General features: G+C 58.6%; 22 protein-coding genes. 8 read left to right on the top strand and 14 right to left on the bottom strand.

Annotated features, from left to right (window positions below; translation table 11 throughout):
- The first annotated feature begins 163 nt into the window (after positions 1 to 163).
- Entirely contained in the window at positions 164 to 1519 is a 1356-nt protein-coding gene (locus Pan181_RS14365) for a DUF1598 domain-containing protein (RefSeq protein WP_145247519.1), read from the top strand.
- A 695-nt stretch (positions 1520 to 2214) separates the two neighbouring features.
- Positions 2215 to 3669 carry a catalase gene (locus Pan181_RS14360; protein ID WP_145247517.1) on the top strand — a complete coding sequence of 485 codons (1455 nt, stop codon included), beginning with the start codon at positions 2215 to 2217 and terminating at the stop codon, positions 3667 to 3669.
- A gap of 65 nt (positions 3670 to 3734) precedes the next feature.
- Here Pan181_RS14360 and Pan181_RS14355 read toward each other — a convergent pair whose 3' ends face one another.
- The 13 genes from Pan181_RS14355 to Pan181_RS14295 all read right to left on the bottom strand — a co-directional run bounded on the left by Pan181_RS14355 (position 3735) and on the right by Pan181_RS14295 (position 12879).
- Positions 3735 to 4586, bottom strand: a complete 852-nt coding sequence (locus Pan181_RS14355; RefSeq protein ID WP_145247515.1) for a hypothetical protein — start codon at positions 4584 to 4586, stop codon at positions 3735 to 3737.
- A 107-nt stretch (positions 4587 to 4693) separates the two neighbouring features.
- Positions 4694 to 5635: a lactate/malate dehydrogenase family protein gene (locus Pan181_RS14350; protein ID WP_145247513.1), complete on the bottom strand. Its 942-nt coding sequence runs from the start codon at positions 5633 to 5635 to the stop codon at positions 4694 to 4696.
- A gap of 80 nt (positions 5636 to 5715) precedes the next feature.
- Entirely contained in the window at positions 5716 to 6600 is an 885-nt protein-coding gene (locus tag Pan181_RS14345) for a class II aldolase/adducin family protein (protein ID WP_145247511.1), read from the bottom strand.
- An 82-nt stretch (positions 6601 to 6682) separates the two neighbouring features.
- A complete protein-coding gene (locus Pan181_RS14340) occupies positions 6683 to 6967 on the bottom strand; it encodes a EutN/CcmL family microcompartment protein (protein WP_145247509.1) in 285 nt (94 codons plus the stop codon).
- Between the two features lie 32 nt (positions 6968 to 6999).
- Positions 7000 to 7263, bottom strand: coding sequence for a hypothetical protein (locus tag Pan181_RS14335; protein WP_145247507.1), 264 nt, complete (start codon positions 7261 to 7263; stop codon positions 7000 to 7002).
- Entirely contained in the window at positions 7264 to 7524 is a 261-nt protein-coding gene (locus Pan181_RS14330; protein WP_145247506.1) for a EutN/CcmL family microcompartment protein, read from the bottom strand. It abuts the gene before it with no gap.
- A gap of 15 nt (positions 7525 to 7539) precedes the next feature.
- Entirely contained in the window at positions 7540 to 8973 is a 1434-nt protein-coding gene (locus Pan181_RS14325; RefSeq protein ID WP_145252227.1) for an aldehyde dehydrogenase family protein, read from the bottom strand.
- A gap of 41 nt (positions 8974 to 9014) precedes the next feature.
- Positions 9015 to 9323, bottom strand: a complete 309-nt coding sequence (locus tag Pan181_RS14320; protein ID WP_145247504.1) for a EutN/CcmL family microcompartment protein — start codon at positions 9321 to 9323, stop codon at positions 9015 to 9017.
- 25 nt (positions 9324 to 9348) lie between these two features.
- On the bottom strand, positions 9349 to 10536 hold the full coding sequence (locus Pan181_RS14315; protein ID WP_145247502.1) for an acetate/propionate family kinase: 1188 nt from the start codon (positions 10534 to 10536) through the stop codon (positions 9349 to 9351).
- 52 nt (positions 10537 to 10588) lie between these two features.
- A complete protein-coding gene (locus Pan181_RS14310; RefSeq protein ID WP_145247500.1) occupies positions 10589 to 10858 on the bottom strand; it encodes a BMC domain-containing protein in 270 nt (89 codons plus the stop codon).
- A gap of 54 nt (positions 10859 to 10912) precedes the next feature.
- Complete coding sequence (locus Pan181_RS14305; protein ID WP_145247498.1) at positions 10913 to 11209, bottom strand: BMC domain-containing protein; 297 nt, start codon at positions 11207 to 11209, stop codon at positions 10913 to 10915.
- A 114-nt stretch (positions 11210 to 11323) separates the two neighbouring features.
- Positions 11324 to 12046, bottom strand: a complete 723-nt coding sequence (gene pduL / locus Pan181_RS14300) for a phosphate propanoyltransferase (protein ID WP_145247496.1) — start codon at positions 12044 to 12046, stop codon at positions 11324 to 11326.
- A gap of 11 nt (positions 12047 to 12057) precedes the next feature.
- Positions 12058 to 12879, bottom strand: a complete 822-nt coding sequence (locus Pan181_RS14295; RefSeq protein ID WP_145247494.1) for a DeoR/GlpR family DNA-binding transcription regulator — start codon at positions 12877 to 12879, stop codon at positions 12058 to 12060.
- A gap of 253 nt (positions 12880 to 13132) precedes the next feature.
- Between Pan181_RS14295 and Pan181_RS14290 the strand changes: the two genes are divergently transcribed.
- Entirely contained in the window at positions 13133 to 13570 is a 438-nt protein-coding gene (locus Pan181_RS14290) for a hypothetical protein (protein ID WP_145247492.1), read from the top strand.
- Between the two features lie 491 nt (positions 13571 to 14061).
- On the top strand, positions 14062 to 14643 hold the full coding sequence (locus Pan181_RS14285; RefSeq protein ID WP_145247490.1) for an HdeD family acid-resistance protein: 582 nt from the start codon (positions 14062 to 14064) through the stop codon (positions 14641 to 14643).
- Positions 14644 to 14714: 71 nt separating this feature from the next.
- Here Pan181_RS14285 and Pan181_RS14280 read toward each other — a convergent pair whose 3' ends face one another.
- On the bottom strand, positions 14715 to 15206 hold the full coding sequence (locus tag Pan181_RS14280) for a bacterioferritin (protein ID WP_145247488.1): 492 nt from the start codon (positions 15204 to 15206) through the stop codon (positions 14715 to 14717).
- A 615-nt stretch (positions 15207 to 15821) separates the two neighbouring features.
- Here Pan181_RS14280 and Pan181_RS14275 point away from each other — a divergent pair.
- The 4 genes from Pan181_RS14275 (at position 15822) to Pan181_RS14260 (ending at position 22057) form a co-directional block, all read left to right on the top strand.
- Positions 15822 to 17504, top strand: coding sequence for an alkaline phosphatase (locus Pan181_RS14275; protein ID WP_145247486.1), 1683 nt, complete (start codon positions 15822 to 15824; stop codon positions 17502 to 17504).
- A gap of 102 nt (positions 17505 to 17606) precedes the next feature.
- The gene (locus Pan181_RS14270) at positions 17607 to 19274 is read left to right on the top strand and encodes a hypothetical protein (RefSeq protein WP_145247484.1); all 1668 of its coding nucleotides are present in this window, start codon (positions 17607 to 17609) and stop codon (positions 19272 to 19274) included.
- A 132-nt stretch (positions 19275 to 19406) separates the two neighbouring features.
- Positions 19407 to 20717, top strand: coding sequence for a xylose isomerase (gene xylA / locus Pan181_RS14265; RefSeq protein ID WP_145247482.1), 1311 nt, complete (start codon positions 19407 to 19409; stop codon positions 20715 to 20717).
- A 185-nt stretch (positions 20718 to 20902) separates the two neighbouring features.
- A complete protein-coding gene (locus tag Pan181_RS14260; RefSeq protein WP_145247480.1) occupies positions 20903 to 22057 on the top strand; it encodes a sialidase family protein in 1155 nt (384 codons plus the stop codon).
- The last annotated feature ends 535 nt before the right edge of the window (positions 22058 to 22592 follow it).

Raw genomic sequence — 22592 nt, 5'->3', positions numbered from 1 at the left:
GCAAGTATTTTGATATAGCCGGAACCGCCCGAGCCCTTTATTCTGCTTACTTCAACTGATGCAAGCTTTGCTGCCTGCCAGTTGGCCAATATAGGCCCATTCAGGTTGGTCGGGAGACCGGTCTAACCATTCCGCCAGATTCGCGACAAACGGGAGAGTAAACATGTCCTTAGTGCTCCGCATCAGCTTTGCCAGTACGTTGGCTTCCTTGCTGCTGCTAACTTGCCAGCCAGCCTTTGCCGGCGGCTTCGTCCGTCAAAATGCAGTGGGTGGCGTGTCGATCGATGCCGAGGGTGTAGTTTCGAACCCCACGGTTGGCGACCCCGAGCGTCTGGCCGCTGTTCGCGAGACCGGACTCGACCAGGTGCCGACCGACATTGCCGAAGCCAGCCCGCTGCGATTCATCTCGCTGCGTCAGGTCGAAGCGATCATCGCCGAGAAGAAGGAAGCCGGCCTGCCAGTGCCCGACGAAGTGATGCTGCTGGGCGGCCTGCAACGCGTGCAGTACGTGTTGGTCTACCCCGAGCTGAAAGACGTGGTGCTCGCCGGACCTGCCGAAGGTTGGCGCATCGATGAGCTGGGCAACGTGGTTGGTCAGAACTCCGGCCGTCCCGTGGTCGCCCTCGACGACTTCATGGTCGCCATGCGTTCGGCACTGGCCAACCCAGGTCAGGGCATGAGCTGCTCGATCGATCCCACTCCCGAGGGATTGGCCAACGTGCAGAAGATGGTGGGAAGCCTCAACGCGAACGCTGGCCCCGAGCGGGCTGCCAACGCCATTGCCGAGGCCATGGGTTATCAAACCATCTCGGTTACCGGCGTTCCCCAAACCTCGCACTTCGCCCGTACGATGGTGGCCGCCGACTTCCGCATGAAGCGTCTCGCCATGGGCTTCGAGCCCTCGCCGGTGAATAACATGCCGAGCTACCTGCAGCTGCTCGGCAAAGGCCGCGGTCGCGTTTCGCAGAACATGCTGCCCCGCTGGTGGCTGGCTCCCAACTACCAACCGGTGCTTCGCGACGAAGCCGGGCTGGCCTGGGAAATCCGTGGCCAAGGCATCAAGTGCCTGACCGAGCAAGACTACGTGAATGCTCAAGGCGAAAAGACCCAAACCGTTGCAGCCGGCGGTCCTGCCAAGAAGTGGGCCGACACCTTCACCGACAAGTTCGAAATACTCGCCGACCAGGACTCGTCGTTCGGTCACCTGCGGAACGCGATGGACCTGGCCGTGGTGGCCACGCTGATCGTTCGCGAAGGCATGGCCGAGCAAGTTGGCCTCGATATGCCTTGGATCAACGAGAAGTACGAACTGGCCGAGTTCAACGCTCCCAAGCGCGTGGCCACGCAAACCTCGTTCATCAAGGCTGGCCGCCAGTGGATCATCAGCGCGTCGGGTGGTGTGCAAATCATCCCCGCCGAGATCCTGGCCGAAGACGAAACCGTCGCCACGATCGACGAAGTCGCTGGCCAACAAGATCGCGTTGCCAACAGCAACACCTGGTGGTGGGACGCGAAATAGCTCTTGGCCACAAGCCTTTAGCGTTAGGCTGCAAGCGACAAGCTGCAGCGAATCGAAAACAGAAAGCCCCGGTATTCGTACCGGGGCTTTTTTTATGGCTGCATCTCAAAACGCAGCACTTTGCCGGCTTCGATGAACCCCGCCTGCTTGCTCGGATTTTGCTCGTAATTGGCCACCCTATGTGGTAGGGTAGTGTACTAGTGAATAGGTGGTGTTTCCAGTAAAGGAGATTTTGTTGTGAGCCGTCTGATCAAATGCCCCCAGGGGGCTTTTCGAAATGCAACTTACGTCGAACCAGCATCGTGCAAGGTGTTGCGAGCATGGTACTTAGCGCAAATGAGGGTGCCGTAAGAATTGCCCCCACCAATCGATTTTCCGGCAAAGTGGGGGCAAAACGACGAGTGCCAATCGACGAGGCAGCCTGGTCGAACCACGATACTTCTGGCAACTGTCGACGAGCGACGGTCATCTGGCCGCAGCCCGCGTGCGATGGCGCGTGCTTCGTTAGGCATTGGCATCGCACTTGCTTTTATTAGCACTCGTGAAAGCGACAACGCCTGGAGGACTCGCATCGAGAGTCTTCCGCGTGGTCCTGTCGTCCGACCCCGCATTTGGCTGGTTGCCCGACTGGCAACCTGGTGCGTGCGCGGTCAGCGACACCGATGGTCTCGATGTTTCAGGAAGGTGAAAAGGAAATGAGTACCGAAAAAACAAAACCAACCACGACCGATTCCGGCTGCCCGGTGATGAGCGACGAGCATTCGCTGACCGTCGGGCCGGACGGACCGATCCTGCTGCACGACAGCTATTTGATCGAGCAGATGGCCAACTTCAATCGCGAACGGATTCCCGAGCGTCAGCCGCACGCGAAAGGTTCCGGCGCGTTTGGTTATTTTGAGGTAACCAGCGACGTGAGCGAGTTTACGAAGGCAGCGGTGTTTCAGCCGAGCACGAAGACCGACGTGCTCATCCGCTTCTCGACTGTTGCCGGCGAGCGCGGCAGCCCCGACACCTGGCGCGACCCACGTGGCTTCGCCCTGAAGTTCTATACGAGCGAGGGCAACTACGATATGGTCGGCAACAATACGCCGGTGTTCTTTATTCGCGATCCGCTGAAGTTCCAGCACTTCATCCGCTCGCAAAAGCGCCGGCAAGACAGCGGGCTCCGCGATCACGACATGCAATGGGACTTCTGGACCCTGTCGCCCGAGTCGGCCCATCAGGTCGCCTGGCTGATGGGGGATCGTGGCATCCCCAAGACCTGGCGGCATATGAATGGCTACTCGAGCCACACGTACATGTGGGTGAACTCCGCCGGCGAGCGGTTCTGGGTGAAGTACCACTTCAAGACCGACCAGGGCATCGAGTTCTTCACGCAGGACGAAGCGGTCGATATGGCCGGGCAAGATTCCGACTATCACCGCCGGGATCTGTTCAACGCGATCAAGCAGGGGGATTACCCTTCGTGGACGCTGAACGTGCAGATCATGCCGTTCGAAGAGGCGAAGACCTATCGCTTTAACCCGTTCGATCTCACGAAGGTCTGGCCGCATGCCGATTACCCGCTGCAAGAGGTCGGTAAGCTGGTGCTCAACCAGAACCCGGTCGACTTCCACACGCAGATTGAGCAGGCCGCGTTCGAGGTGAACAACTTCGTGCCTGGCATCGGCCCGAGCCCCGACAAGATGTTGCTCGGGCGGATCTTCTCGTACGCGGATGCCCACCGCGCCCGACTCGGCGTGAATTACAAGCAGATTCCGGTCAACAAGCCGCGCTGCCCGGTGCATAGCTACAGCAAGGATGGGGCGATGCGGGTGGAGCCGGCGACCGACCCGGTGTACGCGCCGAACTCCAAGGGGGGACCGGCCGCCGATGGCGAGCGATACCCCGAGAACGCAGTGTGGGCGGCCGACGGCGAGTTCGTGCGGGCCGCTTATACCAAGCGGGCCGAGGACGACGACTGGGGGCAGGCCGGCACGCTCGTTCGCGAAGTGATGGACGACGCCGCGCGGGACCGTTTGGTGTCGAACGTCGTTGGGCACCTGAACGAGGGCGTCGGCGAGCCGGTGCTCAGCCGAGCGTTTGAGTACTGGAAGCACATCGACTCCGCCATCGGCGAACGAATCGAGGCCGGCGTGAAACAAAAGTAATCGCCACCCACAGCGCGACGTCGACTAGCCCGGGGGCGTCCCCGGGCTGGTTGTGCGAAGCATTGCTACTCCGGCAATTTCGCAAGCGGCAAGCGGGCGAAGAACTCGCCGATGTACCGCAGGTGCTCCATGTGGGCGTCGCCATCGTCGCCGCGGGCGCCGAGCAGTTCGAACTGCCCGCGCTTCGCCTGGCGATAAAACTCGATGGTCCCCAGGCCGGTTGCGTCGGAAGGTTCGGCCGTGAGTTCAAGGTGCGCGAGCAGTTCGTCGCCCGTCTCGACGGTGCTCTCGTACGTCGGAGTCGGCACCTCGGAGTGAGTAAACAAGAAGGTTTTTTGCTTTTCGACCGCCAGTTCGGCAAAGCGTTTGTAATCAATTAGCTGCGAATCGTCAGGCGTTCCATCGTCGACCGTGGAAGCGTAAAGCGAATCGGCCGCGAGAATCGCATCGATCTGCTCAAAATACTCCGGCTGCTTCAGCAGCTCACGCACCGCCCCGTAGCCAGCACTAAAGGAGGAGATCGCCAGTTGATCGAGAGTTGCCTTTTCGCCGAACTCCGGTTGCTTGCGAAGTTCGTTATGAATGTCGTCGAGCAGTTTGCCGAACAGCTTTGGATCGGAAAAAGGAGTGGAATACGCCCGCGACAACCCGTTGTAATTCACGGTGACGATCACCGCGTTGAGCTTCGCCTCGAGCGCGTTGTTCCACACCACCGGTGGATGCCCATGGAAGTGAATCAGCAGGTCGTATTTCGCATCGTCCCGCGCCACGTAGGTGTCGGGGATGAAGAGCTTCCAACCAGTCGTGCCGAGGTCCAACGCCCGCCCGGTCGCTTCGGCCAGGGTAGGGCGGGGCTCTTCGGCTACCGCTGAAACCATCACCCCACAAAGGAGAGCGACCACGAGCAAACATCTCATCGCAAAGCAAGCACCAAGCACTGTCCGCGCCGGCAAGTGGAGTGAGTGTCGGAGCGTCATACGGCTTTCGTGTCCAGTGGAGGTGCTGCTAATTTGGCTGACAGATGTTAGCCGCGACCAACTCGGGCGAGCACCGTCTCGACGGTTTGTCGTAGCACGTTGCCGCTGTTGCGGAGGCCTTGCATTTCCTTCGGCCAAAGTTCGACCTCAAGCCGATCGATCACACCCTTGCGACCAACCACGGTCGGCACCGACAACGCAACGTTACGAATGTTGTAGCATCCGTTTTGCACGCTCGAAACCGGCAGCACCTGACGACTGTCGAGCGCGATGGCCTCGATCACGTCTTGAATCGCAATGCCGACTGCAAACCCAGCACCACCTTTGCCGCGAATCACCTCAGCACCGCTTCCTTTGGTGCGAGTGAACAACTGGTTCGCCAGGTTGGCGTTCCAGCCAGGGTACTTGTCGATCGGCAACCCGGCGATGGTAGCACTCGACCAGATCGGCACCATGCTGTCGCCATGCTCGCCGAGAATGAGCGACTTCACCTGAGTCGGGGGAGCCTTCAGCTCCTGAGCGATCAGGCTGCGAAAGCGAATGGTATCGAGCTGTGTGCCGAGGCCAATCACTTGCGTGGCCGGCAAACCGAGTCGATCGGCCGCCAAGTAGGTGAGCACGTCGACCGGGTTCGAAACCACCACCACAATCGCGTCGGGCTTCGGCCCGGCTTGTTTTACCCCTTCGAGGATCGTCATGAACAAATCGACATTGCGATTGATCAGATCGAGCCGGCTTTCGTCCGGCTTACGACGCAGACCCGCGGTGATGCAAATCACATCGCTGGTGGGTATGTGCTCGTAGCTGCCGGAGTTAATCACCTGATCGGCCACGCTCGGCCCGCCATGAAGCAGGTCGAGCGCCTGACCAGCAGCCAGCTCGACGTTGACATCGAGCAAGCTGATCTCGCGAACGATGCCGCCGGTTTGCAGCGCAAAGGCAGCACACGAACCAACGAGTCCACCACCGCCAATAATGCTTACTTTCATCTCCAAGATCCGTTGTTGAATGTCATGATTCGCGTGAGGAAACGATGAACGAAAACCGCAAAGCGTCGCTCGGTCGCGAGCTACTTTGCCAAGGCTTCCATCACTCGCTGGGTAATCAGTTGCACCATGGCTTCCTGATCGGCAGCGGCTGGGCTAGCTGGTGCCGGTGCGGGGGCTGGCGTTGCCGGCGCGGGCTTGCTGGCGGGCATCGGGGGGGGAGCGGGGAAACCGCGGCGCTCCACTCCTGCATCGTGCCAGCTCTCGCGGAAGATGTCGTTCGCGCAGATGTCGCAATTCTCGAACTCCTTGTGCAACCGTGGGTCGTCAAAACCCCACTTCTGCTTCAGGTCGAGCAGTTCCTGCGACTTCTCTTGATTCAGGTACGACACGTTGCCCACCTGCTTGGCGAGAATCAGGATGCGGCAGTAAGCGTCGAGAATCTCAGTCCACCAGTACGCCCGCTCGACGTTTTCGCCGTAGCTGACCGTGCCATGGTTGGCGAGCAGAATGACGTTCGTGTTTTTCACGAACGGCAGAATGGTCTCGGCAAATGCCTGGCCGCCAGGGGTTTCGTACTTGGTGATCGGCACGTCGCCCAGGAACACTTCGACCTCAGGCAGAATGCACTGCGGAATCGGCTCGCGAGCTACCGCAAAAGCGGTTGCGTGTGGCGGGTGGCAGTGCACCACACTTTTGACGTCGGGCCGGGCCTTCATGATTTCGATGTGCAGCAAGGCTTCGCTCGAACGCTTCTTGTTGCCCGAAAGCTGGTTGCCTTGCATATCGATCAGGCAGATGTCGTCGGGCTTCAGGAAACCCTTCGAGTGCATCGTCGGCGTGCAAAGCACCTCGTTTTCGCTAACGCGGTAGGTAATGTTGCCATCATTGGCAGCCGCGAATCCCTTCTTGTAGATGCGATCGCCGATTTCGCAGATTTCCTGCTTCATCCGGTGGATATTCATCATGATAGGCCTCAAAGTCGGGAGGGTGATTGTGAGATGTATGAAGTGTCTTGGTTAGTCGGCGAGCGTCGTCGCAGCGGAGCGGTTAACGATCGAACCGCAACGTGTCGAGAATCGCCGAGTTGTAAGCATCAACAGGTTTCGTCTGGGGGCGGAACGGTTGGGCCGCTTCGCCACTTTCGCTCAAGGCGATCAACGAACCGAGGCCCGCCCCGTGGTAGTCCCACACCACCAGTTCCTCGCCGGCTGGCTCCGCGTTGGTGCGAAGTTCGTCGAGCGTCATGGGAATCGCCAAACGCAGCGATCCGCCCGCGAGATCCGGGTGGCTGCGACTGAGCACGACGTTTCCGATGACTTTGGCAATACGCATGGCAGTGTGTGGGATGGAGGGGGACGCGCGGTTTATTGCCGCACTAAGGTGATTTGTTTTTCCTTCAAATGGTCGACCACCGCAGGGGTGACGATCGCCTTGTAACCGACCTGCACCGCCGCGACTCCTTGTAGCTTGCCTTCCAAGGTGGCCAAGGTCACAAGCCGATCGGTGATCGCCAGGGTGGTCGTCGCAGAAGCCGCGGCAGGCGAAGCGTTGTCGCCATAGCCGGCCGCACGAAGTCGCCGGACGACTTCGCTCACAATCCATTCGAGTTGTTCTTGAGTGAGTGTCACTTAATCGCAAATTCCAATGACGGTCCAGCGGACTGGGGTGTTATCGTTATGCAAGTTCTCTCGCGAGTAGCGACCATCGCTGGTGATCACCACTTGGTCGCCATGGCCGGCGCCGTAGCCGGTGTCGATCGCCAGCAACGGGTGGCCGTCGGGCGACGTGCCATCGGGGGCGTACGGTTGCACCACGAGCATCCGCACGCCTTCGAGCGAAGGGTGCTTAACCGTAGAGGTCGCGGATCCAACAACCGTGGCTTTGAGCATGGGACTTGTTTCCTATCAACGACCAAGGATGTGCAGGTCGTCGATCAGCGAGCAACGTCGCTCGCGGGTAAACGTGATCGGCGTGGTCACTCCCTCGCCAGTCGGGGTGGCAATGGAGAACGAAAGGTACCCTTCGCCACCCAGGCCGAGCGACGCGGTGGAGGGGCCGTTTTTCACGAACAGAGTCGTGTCCATCGCACGACCCATCATCGTCATGTGGCGAACATTGTTCGTGTGGATGATGGCCGTATGACGGAAGCCGTGCTCGTAGAACTTGGCCTTGGCGATGCACTCTTCAATATCGCGGCAACGCACGAACGGCACGAAGGGCATCATCTGCTCGACTGGCACAAACGGGTTGGTTTCGTCGGTCTCGCCAAACAGCAATTCGGTATCCGCGGGCACTTCGCGTCCTGCGGCGCGAGCCAGCACGGCCGCATCCTGGCCGATGAACTCCTTCGCCGGAACGTCGTGTCGATGCGCGCCCTCGCCGACCGTGGTGATCGCCGCGGCGGTAAGTCGCTCGATTTCCATGGCCGTCAGTCGCACCGCACCAGCCCGCTCCATGGCGTCCATCATCGGATCGAAAGCCGCTTCGGTGCAGAACACTTCCTTCTCGGCAATGCACAGCAGATTGTTGTCGTAAGCCGCCCCTTGGATGATCGAGCGAGCAGCCCGATCGAAGTCGGCCGTGGCATCGACCACCACTGGTGGGTTGCCTGGACCAGCGACGACCGCTCGCTTGCCGCTATTGAGTGCCGCGCGGGCGACCGCGGGGCCACCCGTGACACAAATGCAGGCGATGTCGCGGTGGTGGAAGATGGCGTCGGCCGACTCAAGCGTCGGCTCGGCAATCACGCAAATCAGGTTGTCGATGCCCAGGTCGGCAGCAATTGCTTGATTGAAGCGACGTACCCCTTCGGCGGCCACCTTCTTACCGCTTGGATGCGGGTTGACCACCAGGGTGTTGCCGCCAGCGATCATGCTCACTGCGTTGCCGGTGATGGTCGGCAGCGAGTGAGTGACCGGCGTGATGGCACCGATCACACCGAACGGCGCCCGTTCGATCACCGCCAGGCCGTGGTCGCCGCTGAAGACTTCGGACTTCAGGAACTCGACGCCAGGCGTGCGTTCGCCGAGCGTCTTGAGTTTTTCGATTTTGTGTTCCAGCCGCCCGACACCCGTTTCGTTCATCTCCATGGTGCCGAGTTCGACGCACTGATCAATCGAAATGCGGCGAATATGATCGATAATTCGCTTGCGATCTTCAATCGTCCGGCGGCTAAGTTGGTCGAACGCTTCGTTTGCAGCGGCTACCGCTTCGTCGACACAGGTAAACACACCGTGACGGCCGAAGTAGCCATTCGTGCTCGTGGCCGCCGGCAGATTGCCGACTTCGGCGAGCACTTGCGCAACCACATTGCGAAGCGTTTGTTCGTCGATCTGCATCATGATAGGGAGAGCTTTGGGGTCGGAGGCGGGGGAGATGTTTATTGCTGGTCGAAGACCGTGTTCTGCTCGACAACCACGCGGTCGACGATACCAATCACGACGGTGTCGATCGGCAAGTTCTTGGTTTCGGGCGTCAAGCGAGCACTGGAACCCTGGGTAATGAGTACCATGTCGCCTTGGCCAACTCCCAAGGTATCGACAGCAACGAACGTACGACCGGCGCTAACCAGATCGGTACGATTCGTGGAATCGAGGCGATACGGCTCGACCATCAGCAGCTTGTGGCCACGCAGGGTATCTACCTTCTGCGTCGATACCAGCGAGCCAATCACTTTGGCGAGAAACATTTCCGGAGCCTCAATGGAGTTTGCTTTAAACTTGCCCGAGCAGGTCACGCACCTGCCGAGCGACTATCAATTCTTCGTTGGTCGGAACAATCCAGATTTGCGTGCGACTTCCCTCGGCATGAATCGAGCCTTCGCTTCTTGCTTCGGCGTTCTTCGCTTCGTCGAGCACGATGCCCAACTCGCTCAGGTTCTGGCAGACCGCGCGACGGATGTCGTGCCCGTTCTCACCAATGCCGCCGGCAAAGGCCAGCACATCGGCTCCGCCGAGTTCCACCAGGTAAGCGCCGATGTAATGCCGAACGCTCGTGGTATAGACATCGATCGCCAGTTGAGCCCGCTGGTCGCCTGCCTCGGCCGCAGTGGCCAAGTCGCGAACGTCGCCGCTCGTGCCGGAAAGGCCTTGCAGTCCACACTGGTTGGCCAGCAGTTCCAAGGCCGCCGGCAGGGTGGTATCGGTGCGTTCCATCAAGGTTGGCAGAGCAAACGGGTCGAAGTCGCCTACCCGATTGTTCTGTGGCAATCCCGATTGCGGACTCATGCCCATCGACGTGGCGACACTCTCGCCGTGGCGAATGGCACACACACTGCTCGAACCACCCAAGTGGCACGAAATCACTCGCAGCTCATGGTTGCCGGTCAGTTCCGCGACACGGCCGGCCACGTAGCGATGACTCGCGCCGTGAAAGCCATATCGCTTGATGCCGTATTGGTCCGCCCATTCGGTCGGAACCGCATAGTGTTTCAATCGCGGAGGGATGGTCTCGTGGAAACCAGTCTCAAAAGCCGCCACCAGGGGGATATGCGGCAGTGCTTCGTTCATCTGCCGCATGGCCGCAATGTACGGCGGGTTGTGAGCCGGTGCGACGGTGGCCACATCCTCCATGGCCACCAGCACATCGTTATCCACGCGTCGCACTCCACCCACTCGACCGCCGTGTACCGCTTTGAATCCAATCGCGGTAACCTCGTCGGCCGAGGCCAGGCAACCTTGTTCGGCATCCGTGAGTTGAGCCAAACATTGCTCAACCGCCACGGCATGGTCGGGGGCCACGATCGTCAAATCGCGACGTGTGCCATCGATCTCTACAAAGGCCGAACTTTGCTCCGCGCCGATGCGTTCCACACCACCGCGTGCAAGTTGGCGCTCGTCGTCCATGTCGAACAAACGATACTTAAAGCTGGTGGAGCCTAAGTTCGCGATTAAAACCTTCATGGTTCTTGCGCCTGTGAGAGGGAGTGAGTTCCTTGTCCGCAGTTACTACTGATTAGCTGAAGTAAGCCGAAATCACACCATCCGAAGGACGGGCAATAATATGGCTCGAAATCAACTCGCCAACCTGGCTGGCAGCAGCCGCACCAGCTTCGACAGCAGCACGCACGCTACCAACGTCGCCGCTGACAACCGTGGTGACCAGGCCACCGCCGAGGTCGACGCGCTTTTCAACCGTTACGTTGGCTGCCTTGGCCATGGCGTCGGTCGCTTCGACCAACGGAACGAGCCCCTTTGTTTCAACGAGTCCAATAGCTTGTTGCATGGTAGACCTTTCAGTCAATTTATGAGGTGTATTCTTAGTGGTGGTTGGTTCTGGTTAGCTCTTGGCTGCCGGCTTCTTCTTCAGAACGTTGTCGACGTCTTCATGCGGGCGGGGAATCACCTGCACGCTGACGACTTCGCCAATGCGTCCCGCAGCGGTCGCACCAGCGTCGGTAGCAGCTTTCACCGCAGCGACATCGCCGGTAACGAACACGGCAGCCAGGCCGGCGCCGACTTTATCCCACGACATGAAGCTGACGTTTGCTGCCTTGAGCATTGCGTCGGTTGCCTCGACCAACGGCACGAAGCCCTTGGTCTCGATCATGCCGAGCGCTTCCACTGTTTTAGCCATCGTTGTTGTCCTCGTTTGAAAAAGGAAAAAGGTTGCTTGGTTGGTTCAATAAAACACGTATTCAACATGGCGGGTGACTCTGTGGTGAGTCAGCGAGCCTCGAAATCAAACTGCTTAATGCTTCGACTGGCAACTGCAAGGTTCTTGCTTTTCGAGTTTCACACTCATGGCATGGTCCAGGTCGGCCGCGTTGCCTTCGTCGGTATCGATGTGCACTTCCAGTTTGCTGGTGTCGTCGGCGCGAACCAGCAGGTCTTCCAGCAGCATGGAGCACGACGATTCAATTCGCAGGTTCATGCGGTCGCCATTCTTGACGCCGTAGAACTCGGCGTCGCGCTGATTCATATGCACATGGCGTTCGGCGCGAATCACCCCCTCGGGCAACTCAACCACCCCCGCGGGGCCGACCAGCACGCAGCCGGGAGTTCCTTCGATCTTGCCGCTCGCCCGCACAGGCAAGTTAATGCCCAGGGAGATGCCATCGGTAAACGCGAGTTCCACTTGGCTGAACGATCGGGTAGGGCCCAGCACGCGGACACTCGGAAGCATCCGCCGGCGGGGGCCGACCACCATCACGGTTTCTTCGGCAGCGAAGAAGCCATCCTGGTACAGGTCCTTGGCCGGCGTCAGCGTGTGCCCAGGGCCGAACAGAGTTTCAACGTGCTCGTCGGTCAGGTGGACATGGCGGGCCGAAACACTCACCACCAGGTTGGGTTCCACCGCGGCGCCGGTCGACACCTTGTCGCAACCACACGAAGGAGGAAACGAAAATTGGCGTTGAACGATCTCGCGGACGATACGCTCGACTTCGCTGCGGGGGAGGGTGGCGGTGCTCATCGGCGTAGGTTCTATAGAGAGGAATCGGCCTGCGTCGCAGCGCGGCCGTCGGTGACGGGATGACTGTCGGCCGCCAGCTCGTCAGCCAGTGATAGCTGGACGCCGGCCGATGTGATAGTTTTCTGCCAGGATTCTTCCACCTGGCTGTCGACTACCACGTGATCGATTTCATGGAGGTCGCACACCTTAGCAATGCTCTGGTGCCCGAATTTGGTGCTATCGGCCACCAGAATCACCTGATCCGCCGCCCGAATCATCGCTTGCTGCGTCGTAGCGGTCATGTGATTGCTGTTGTAGAGCCCGGTATCGGTCACTCCGGCAGCGCTGATTACGGCCGTCCGAACCCTAAGGGAACTTAGCATCTGCTCGGCGTACGTGCCTAAAAGCACACCGGAAGTACTTTGCAGGTAGCCGCCCACGACGATCAGCCCGACCTCAGGCCGGGAACTGAACAGATTGGCCACCGGAAGTGAGTTGGTGACCACCTGCATCGGCGTGCCGGTCATCAGGCGAGCGAGCTCGTAGGTGGTGCTCCCCCCGTCGAGCAGCAGGGTATCGACCCCCCCGATCAGGGAGGCCGCTACGCGAGCAATCGCCCGCTTTTTGCCCCACTGTGCTTCCTGACGGCTCTGGAAGTGAGCTAGCTGCGGCTTGGGCCCCGCGTAAAACGCCCCACCATGGGTGCGCCGGGCCATGCCTGTTTTCTCGAGATAATCGAGATCACGCCGCACGGTGGACTCCGAAACGTCGAGCGTCTCCGCCAAGTCGGGAAGGGAGGCAAACCCTTGCCGGCGGACGATCTCAAGCAGTTTTGTCCGGCGTTCAGTCACCATCGGTGCGAAGCAATGAGTAGGAATGTTCCAAGCTGAAGATAAGTATTGCTTGCAAGATGAGAGATGTCAATCATATACGTGAAAGAAATCTGTCACCTAAACAGGCGTGCTGTTCGCCGCATGTCGGTGCTGGACAAGGAGTCAGGGTCAATCGATAGTGGAACCAGAGACATCTGGAGCAGAACTGTACCAGCCGATTCCCAGGTCCTCAGGATGTTCGACGACCCCCTGCACATCAGAATTAAACAAGCCCATGAGCAATAAGCTTCGAAAGTTGTTGAAGCTTCTGATCGCAATCTGCTTTGGCGGCTTGTTGGCTGCCAGCCTGGTGCTAGTTTCACTGCACTTTCGCAACGGTGTGATGGATCGAATCGAAGATCACTTATTGGCCCATCAGGCGGAGCTGCAGGGAGCGGTCGAAGCCGTATTTCGAGATTGCGATGCTGGGAGCCGAGTTCCCAGTGCAAAGCTGCCTGAGGTATTTAAGATCACTGAGATTCAAGAGGTCTTTGTGGAGTCGGACCATTTGTCGCTCGTCGTGTCCCACAATCCCGATACGACACGTGGTTTTCGGGTGTGGTTTAACGAGCAAAGCGTCGACTATCAGGACCAACCGACCAATGCGCCCGGCGTTTACCGGTTCCGCTACTGCAACGACTATCCCGATTCACCCAGTAATCGATTTCCTTAGAACCGATCACTCACTTAAGGCAATTAACGATGCGCTTTAAATTTGGTCACGTTCTGTTACTGATGACATCGATGGCCACTGGGGGCGCAGTGTTTTCGTATTTCATCGCGCATACGGATACGGCACCAACTATCAAATCATTAGGGGAAGAAGGTTATCGTAGCGCGTGGGCTACCATTCGCACGGGTGGAGCAATCATGGGTGCGATGTGCTTTCTTAGCGTGATGCGGGTCATCTCGAAGGCCGAGAAAGCGAAATCGGAAGCAGCTCAGAGGAGTGGCCACAAGATCTCATGAGTTGTTGCGAAATGCGCAACTCCGAGTTGTCCAGTCGCTTCATTTTATTTGGCCGAAGTTTGGCCTTTTGGCCTATCTTGCCATGGTTACTTACTTGGACGTGGTAGCAGCTGTGATAGACTTGTAGGGTAAATCGCGTGCTACGTTTGCCAAAGTGTAACGATCACTTGAACCACTGAAGCTGGGAGGGGAGCGATGAATCAGGAACTCTTAAACGAAGCAAAGGCCCTGCGTGACTCATGGCTATGGCTATTGATTCTCGGGGTGGTGCTGGTGCTAGGTGGAGTGGCCGCGATTGCTACGCCGCTACTGGCGACCGTAGGGGTTGTATCGTTGCTTGGTATTCTCATGATCGTAGCCGGTGTGGCGCAGATCGTCAGTGCGTTCCATTGCCGAGGTTGGGAAGGCGTGCTGCTCCATTTGTTGGTGGGCATCCTCTACTCGGTTACCGGTTTCTTTGTGCTTGAGAATCCCGGCAAAGGCGCTGCTGGGCTCACGCTGCTGATGGCGGCCTTCTTCTTGGCCGCAGGAATCATCCGGATCGTAGTAGCGCTGAAAGAACGTTTCCCTGGCTGGGGATGGACGTTATTGAATGGAGCAGTCACCGTGCTGCTCGGGCTGATCATCTGGCGTCAGTTCCCCGAGTCGGCCCTGTGGGTCATTGGACTATTGGTCGGCATCGACCTGATGATGAGCGGTTGGGCATGGATTATGTTCGCTCTGGTCTTCCGTAAGTTGCCAGTGGACGACGACACCCCCACGCTGCCGAGTGCCTAAGGCTGGCACTCAGCAGGCGAGGTGCAGTGCGTCGGAGGGCGACCATCGCGCGATGGTCGCTCTGGGTGCTGCTAGGCTTCGCCACCTTCGGTGGGAGCCGACATGTGCTTGGCAATGTAGGCAGGCTCGCCCATGCGTTCGAGCAAGTCGAGTTGCAGCTCGAGCCACCCCATGTGCCCTTCTTCGTCGAGCACGATTTTTTCGAACAGGCTGCGCGAGCCGATGTCGCCAGCTTCGTAAGCTTTCTTGGCGGCGCCTGTGTAAAAGCAGATCGCTTCCTTTTCGTCTTCGAGGTCGAGCTTGAACATCTCGGCCAGCGACTTCGCCACCACTGGCGTCTTCTGCATGGTGAGTTCAGGCGTGCCTTTGAGGAACAAAATGCGATCGAGAAACGCCTTGGAGTGGCCGAGCTCTTCGGTCATTTCTTCGCCCATTTGGGCAGCGAGGCGGTCGATGCCCCAATCGTCGAGCACGCTGCCATGCAGTTGGTACTGGTGGGCGGCGGTCAGTTCCATCGAGAGGGCGGTCTGCAAGTCGGCGAGTACTTCGGGACTAGCTGGCATACGATAACTCCTTCTATGGTCTTTGGAGAGTCTGAGTCCTTTAAAAATCGGCTAGCTTTTCCAAGTCTAGGCCTTGGGTGCAGGCGATTCAATTGTCAGCCGGCTTTCAGGGGCCGTCTATCTGCTGGCTGTGAGCAACCTCTATCCCTCGACGTGTGGTTGGCTTCACCATCTGGTTTTGAACCGACGCTGTCCCCCTGATGAGGGAATATGTCGGTGGTTACCTTGAGGGGCCGCACCGACTTGGGGCAGGTCCTTATCGGGATCGCATGCTGGAGACTTTCCAGGTTTTCACGGTACCGACCCGCAAGTTTCCCGCGAGTCACTTCTCGTGATCGCCGATGCGGTTGTGCCGGATCTTCCGGGTAAAGCAAATGGTGAAGCAAAGAGATATGTCGCCTCGATAGGTGTGAATTAGGAACCTACAATTTCGGGTAGGGGTTAGATGTGGTGCCAGCGTCAGCGGCGAGGGACTTAGATTTGCCTTCGGTAATGTGCGAAATACCCCCGCACGGCTGCTATTTCGTCTATCCTGGAGCCTTGCGATTCGCAGATCGCTCCGGTCTAATTGCTTGTTTTGCAGGATATATTTGCATCCCAGGGTATTGAATAGCCATGTTGATTCGTCTGTTTTGTCTTGCCAGTTGTGTGCTTTCTGCCGCGTTCGTCGAAGCCGACGAGATTCGCGACATGCAAACTCAAGCCATCGAAACCAAGCACTGCGACGCAGTGCATTGGGGAGTCGACAGCAGTCGTTACAGTTCGTGGACATCGCATAGCAATCGCTTGATTCCCGTCTACGCATTTGGCACCAAGGGAGCCGGCGAAGGAATCGACCTCGATAGCTACACCGGCGAGAACAGCCCGTACCGCGACCCTCAGAAGGTTCAGCATCTCTATCAGAGCGATGTGCAAACTTCGCTCGATAGCGAAGCGACCTACATGGATCAAACCAATATCTTTGATCTCGAACTCGCCGCGGTCGAAGCGGGCAAGAAGCATGTGTTTCTTGTTGTGTTCGATGGCATGGACTGGCCGACCACTCGCATCGCTGCGATCTACAACGAGCAAAAGGTGAGCTACGACGAAGGTCGAGGCACCGGCACTCACTTTCAAGAGTATCAGGCGGGGGGAACCACCCAGTACGGTTGGATGGTCACGAGCCCCTATCGCGATGGAGCGCAGGTGGATGTCAACTCGCAACGCGTAAAGAATCCCGGCAGCGGGTTGCCAGGCGGATACAACGCCCAGATTGCTGGTCGCTACCCGTGGAGTCTTGCGACCGTGCCCGAGTACCTGATTGCCGGTCCGCGCGACGCCCTGGTGCGTCATGCCTATACCGACTCGGCAACTTCGGCCACGAGCATGAACTGCGGCGTTAAGTCGTACAACGGAGCAATCGGTGTTACTTACGAAGGTCGCCCCCAACCGAGTGTAGCCCACCTTGCTCAGGCTGCCGGCTATAAGATCGGGGTTGTCACCAGCGTGCCAATCAGCCATGCGACCCCTGCGGCTACCTACTCTCACAACGTGAGTCGTAACGATTACCAAGACATCACCCGCGACTTGCTGGGACTTCCTTCGGTTAGCCATCCCGAGCAAGCCCTTCAGGGAGTCGATGTATTGATCGGCGCCGGCTTTGGCGTCGATACCGATAGCGACCGTGGCCAAGGCGAGAATTTCGTGGTTGGTAACAAGTACCTGACCGACCAGGATCTTAAAGCAATCGATATGGATCATGGTGGTAATTACTCGGTGGCCCTCCGCACCGAAGGGGTCGCCGGCAAAGACACGCTGACCGCTGCGGTAAACAAGGCGATTGAGAACAAGACTCGCCTCTTTGGTTTCTACGGCGTCTACGGCTTCGGCGGTTCGAACGATGGCCACCTGCCTTACGCCTCGGCCGACGGAGCTTACGACCCCGCGCCAGGCGTGAGCGGCGGGCCGATCGAATACAGCGAGGGCGATGTGCAGGAGAATCCCAAGCTGGCCGAAATGACCACCGCTGCTCTCGCCGTGTTGGAGGCCACCGACAAGCCATTCTGGATGATGGTGGAAGCGGGCGACGTCGACTGGGCAAACCACGACAACAACATCGACAACTCGATCGGCGCCGTGAACTCTGGTGACGCTGCGGTGAAAGTGATTACCGACTGGGTCGAGAAGAACAGTAGTTGGGAAGAATCGGTACTGATTGTCACTGCCGATCACGGGCACTACATGATGATCGACCACCCTGAATTGCTGATTCGCCCCACGCAGCCGGTCACCGAATCGACTGACGAATCGAGCAAATAAGCGAAAAAAGTTCTCTCGTGTTGCAATAACCAATCCCCAGGCTGGCAAACCATTCAGCGAGCCAGCAGGGGATGGAACTGCTGTAACTCGAGGAATATCGCTATGCAGTCTCGATCTGCTGCGGGGTGGTTGTGCCGGGTGTATCCGCATAATCCGCTCTATCTTGTTAGTGCTGCGCTCGTTCTGTACGGCATCCACCACGCATCGTCCGATGGAGGATTGCAGGTTAGTAGTCTCAAAACCTCGTTGTTGTTTGCCTACGTATTGATGTTGGCCGCCTCGGGGTGGTTGGTCGTGCGGTTCGGTCGAATGTGGGAAGATGCTCGCACCATTCTGCTGGTGGTGTTGCTCATGTTCATGGCCATCTCCACCAGCTATGACCTGCTGTGTCTGAATAACCCAACATCCGGCGGGCAGTGGTTGCTCGTTGCCTTTGTGTTCTGCGCGGTGGTGGTCGAGGGAGTACTCGCGGGACTGCGGATTCGCTTGCCGCTGATCTATCGCGGCCCGTTCTATGTGCAGTTGGCCTTGCTGTTTGCATTCCCCGCGGTGCTCGGGCGGTTGTCGATTGATGGCCACGAAGACCAAATGTGCGTCGGAGTGCTTGCGTTTAGCGGTGCCTCGGCGGTTTCGCTGCTGCTGTTGTTGCCCGCGATTCGCTGCAAGACGCTGGCCGATAACCGACACGGAACGCCATGGCTCTGGCCTTACTACCCGTGGTCGATCTTCGTGATGATGGGGCTCGCCCTGGCGGTGCGGTTGTGGATGCTCAGCGTGTCGTTCACCGACGCACGCGGCCTGTCTCCCGCGTTTCATCCCTACTTTCTGGTGCCGGTGCTGCTGGCGATCGCGGTGCTGTTGCTCGAGTTCGGGCTGGTGCACCGTCGGATCGGCCTGCAACGCGCCGCGCTGCTGATGCTGCCATGCATCGCACTGCTGTCGTTTCCAACGCAAGTTTCGCCTGCGCAGGCGTTGTCGCTGCGTCATTTGCAGCATGCCTTGGCAGCTCCTCCGTTGCTTACCGCCATTTGCATCGCTGCGATCGCCCTGGTTGCGATGCTCCGCCGAGCCTCCGGCGCCCGCATCTTGGCCATGGCGAGTCTCTTGTTCCTGGCCTGCTTGGATGCCGAGACCCTCACGTTCCACCAACTTCATGTTCCGCAATGGTGGTTCTTGATGCTTGTGTTCGTCGCGCTCATCGCATTCGGCCTCTGGAAAGCCAACTCGCTGCTGCTGTCGGCCGCGGGGGCCTTGGCCTTGGTGTTGCTGGCAACTTCGTTCGAGCAACGCTGGGTGAGCGAGCAGCAAGGCTGGCGCGGGGTGGTGCTTTGGTCGGCGTGGAGTTTGATGTTGCCGCTCGTGTGCCGCGATCTGTTTGCAAAGCTCTTGCGACTGATCGGGCCAATACTGCTGGCCTTGGCGGGTAGCGTGGTGGTGCTCGATCCTCCTCCACCTTGGGTCGCCAGTTTGTCGCATACCGTGGAGTGGCTGCTGGCGGGCATGTTGGTCCTCGGCATCGCCTACCTGATGGTCACGCGCATCCGGTGGCAGTTGTTGCCGATTGGGTGGTTGGCCCTGTTGCTCTTGGCTTGCGCGAGTCGGGGGATGCTGCTGGAGATCGAGAACGAAAAGCTGCGGCAAGGGCTCGTCTGGTACGCGGGGGGATGCGCGGTTTTGCTGGCTGCGGTGATGTTGAGCTTTTGGAAAGCAGGGCTGGGTAGCAAGATCGTCGCCTGGTTGGTGCACGAGCCCGCGACTCCCGACCCATAGCACGAGCACTAGCGGGTCTATTGCTCGCAAGCGGCAGGCCGTACATTGGTAGAAAGTCAATCGAACCGCCCGGGTGCGTCCCGAGCGGCTCAACTGCCCTCTTCGCACGCTTTCTAACCACCGTGAGTAGCCATGACTGCTTTTCCTGAGATCGAATCGATCGCTTACGAAGGTCCCGACAGCCTGAACCCGCTGGCGTTCCGTCACTACAATGCCGACGAAGTGATCGAAGGCCGCACGATGCGCGAGCACCTGCGTTTTAGTGTGGTGTACTGGCACACGTTCCGCGCCACAGGTGCCGACCCGTTCGGCGCACCGACCATGCAACGTCCCTGGGACGACGGAAGTGAGTCGATTGAGAATGCCCAGAACCGAGTGCGTGTTGCGTTTGAGTTTTTTGAGAAACTGGGAGTCCCGTATTACGCGTTCCACGATCGCGATATCGCACCCGAAGGCAATTCGCTGAGCGAGTCGCACAAGAATCTCGACGCGATCGCTGCGGTGATGAAGGAAGAGCAACAGCGTACCGGCGTCAAGCTGTTGTGGGGCACGGCCAACATGTTCTCGAACCCGCGTTACATGCACGGGGCGGCAACCAGTTGCAATGCCGAAGTGTACGCGTACGCGGCCGCGCAAGTGAAGAAGGCGCTGGAGATCACCCACGAACTCGGCGGCGAAGGCTACACCTTCTGGGGTGGTCGCGAAGGCTACCAGTGCTTGTGGAATACCGACCTGAAACGCGAGCAGGAACATCTCGCCCGCTTCCTGCACATGGCGGTCGACTACGCGAAGCAAATCGGCTTTACCGGGCCGTTTTACATCGAGCCGAAGCCCAAGGAACCGACCAAGCATCAATACGACAGCGACGCGGCCGCCTGCTTGAACTTCCTGCGTCAGTTCGATTTGATGGATCACTTCAAGCTGAACCTCGAGACGAACCACGCCACTCTGGCCGGGCACACCATGCAGCACGAACTCGAAGTCGCCGGATCGGCTGGCGCGCTTGGTTCGATCGACGCCAACACCGGCGACTTGTTGCTCGGTTGGGATACCGACCAGTTCCCGACCGACATTTACGTGACCACGCAGTGCATGCATTCGATTCTTAAGTATGGTGGGCTTAAGACCGGCGGCGTGAACTTCGACGCCAAGGTGCGCCGGGAGAGCTTCGAGCCGATCGATTTGTTCTATGCTCATGTCGGTGGGATGGATGCCTTCGCTCGGGGGTTGAAGATTGCCGCCGCAATGCGTGCGGATGGACGACTCGAGCAGATGGTCGCCGATCGCTACGCGAGCTGGAACAGCGGACTCGGTGCGGAGATCGAAGCCGGCCAGCACACGCTCGAATCGCTCGAGAAAATCATGCTCGAAAAAGGCCAGGCGGCACCGAATCAAAGCGGCCGCCAAGAGCTGTTTGAGAACGTGATTAACCAGTACATGTAACAGTCGTGCGTTGATTTTGTTTCTTGCAAGCGAGTGGTCCGTCGCGATGGACCACTCGCTTTTTTGTTTCGATCGATTGTGTGGTTTATTCAGAAAGATTTTCACTCTCCTGCAACACGCGGTTATACTTGCGGCCCACCAGCGGCAACTCGCCTGCCCTCGTTTGTTTCCATGGAGAATGTTTCATGCGGTCTTCTCTAACGGTTCTGCTCTGTTCTGTTGCTCTGTTTTCGTTCGGTAATCCTTCGATAGCGGACGAGCCACGCGGCTATACGATTCCGACAATCAATCTCGCCGATCAAACCGAGCGTCAGGTAATCGTCGATCGGGAGCCAGGTCAGTACCTGGGGCATCCGACGACGTTGTTGCTCGAAGATGGCAAGACCATCCTGTGCGTGTACCCCAAAGGCCATGGCCGAGGGGCGGTGGTTTACAAGCGAAGCTCCGACGGCGGGCTCACCTGGTCGGACCGGCTGCCGACCCCCAGTTCGTGGGCCACCAGCCAAGAGGTGCCGACCCTGCACCGAGTGGTCGACGCCGAAGGAACCAAGCGAATCATCATGTGGTCGGGCCGCTACCCCGCTCGCTTGGCGGTGTCGGAGGACGACGGCCAAAGCTGGAGCGAACTCAAGCAAGTCGGCGATTGGGGCGGCATCGTAGTCATGGGCTTTGTCGAACCGCTGGCCAAGCCGGGCCATTATCTGGCGATGTTCCACGACGACGGGCGGTATTTCACAAAAAGTAGTCAACGGGCTAATCCGGTGGAGTTCACGCTTTACAAAACGTTGTCGACCGATGGTGGGCTCACCTGGTCGGATCCGATCGCGGTGCAGCATGATTCCAAGGTGCATCTGTGCGAGCCGGGCTGCATCCGCTCGCCCGACGGAACGCAAATGGCCGTGCTGCTTCGCGAAAATTCTCGTCGTCGAAACTCATATGTAATTTTCTCCGATGATGAAGGGGAATCGTGGACCGAGCCGCGCGAGCTACCAGCCGCGCTGACCGGCGATCGCCACACCGGCAAGTACGCTCCTGACGGTCGGCTGTTCATTTCGTTTCGCGATCAAACCCACGACAGCCCGACGAAGGGGGATTGGGTCGCCTGGGTCGGTACCTACGACGACATTGTCGCCGGTCGCGAAGGGCAGTATCGCGTGCGGTTGATGGACAACCATAAGGGCGCCGACTGCGCCTATCCCGGCGTCGAAGTCTTGCCCGACGGGACGTTTGTTACCACCACTTACGGGCACTGGACCCCCGGCGAGCCGCCCTACGTGTGCAGCGTCCGGTTGAAGCTCGAAGAGCTCGATTCGCTGGCCAAAGAGCAGCAGAGCGAGTAACCCCCGCCGTGCGGCGCCGCACACATGCGGTCGTTCCGCTTGCCATGCTGATTGTTTCCCAATTTTCCCACGAGTGGGTAAATTGAATCGGCACTCACTCTGCAAAACCAGGGTTTTCGAGCCCAAATAGATTCCCCATTTCCCAAAACGCATCGAGTGGGAATCTATTATCCCGCTGCGCACTTATCGCAAGTCGTTGGTACTTCAGTAGTTACAGCAACACCTCCGCAATAGTTGCCCAAAATAGATTCCCATGCGTGGGAAAGTATTTTTGGGAGGGGAGTCTGGATTGCGGATTTCGGATTGGGGAATGCGGAATGCGAATATGTCATCTTGATGGAGCTTCCGGCGACTGAAAGATCTCAGCCTACCGCTTACAGCCTAAAGCCAACAGCTTTGACAACCGCGCAGCAGCGAACGCCCACGCAAGCTAACATTCGCTTGCGCGTCGATGCAGTTATTCGATAGAACTTACAATCGGCTAAACCACTCCATTCTCCAACAACGAACAGCGAACCACAGACAACGGACAACT

This window comes from Aeoliella mucimassa (assembly GCF_007748035.1).
Taxonomy (GTDB): domain Bacteria; phylum Planctomycetota; class Planctomycetia; order Pirellulales; family Lacipirellulaceae; genus Aeoliella; species Aeoliella mucimassa.
The sequence above is the reverse complement of the archived record's forward strand: the minus strand, read 5'-3'. Positions and strand labels throughout refer to the sequence as shown.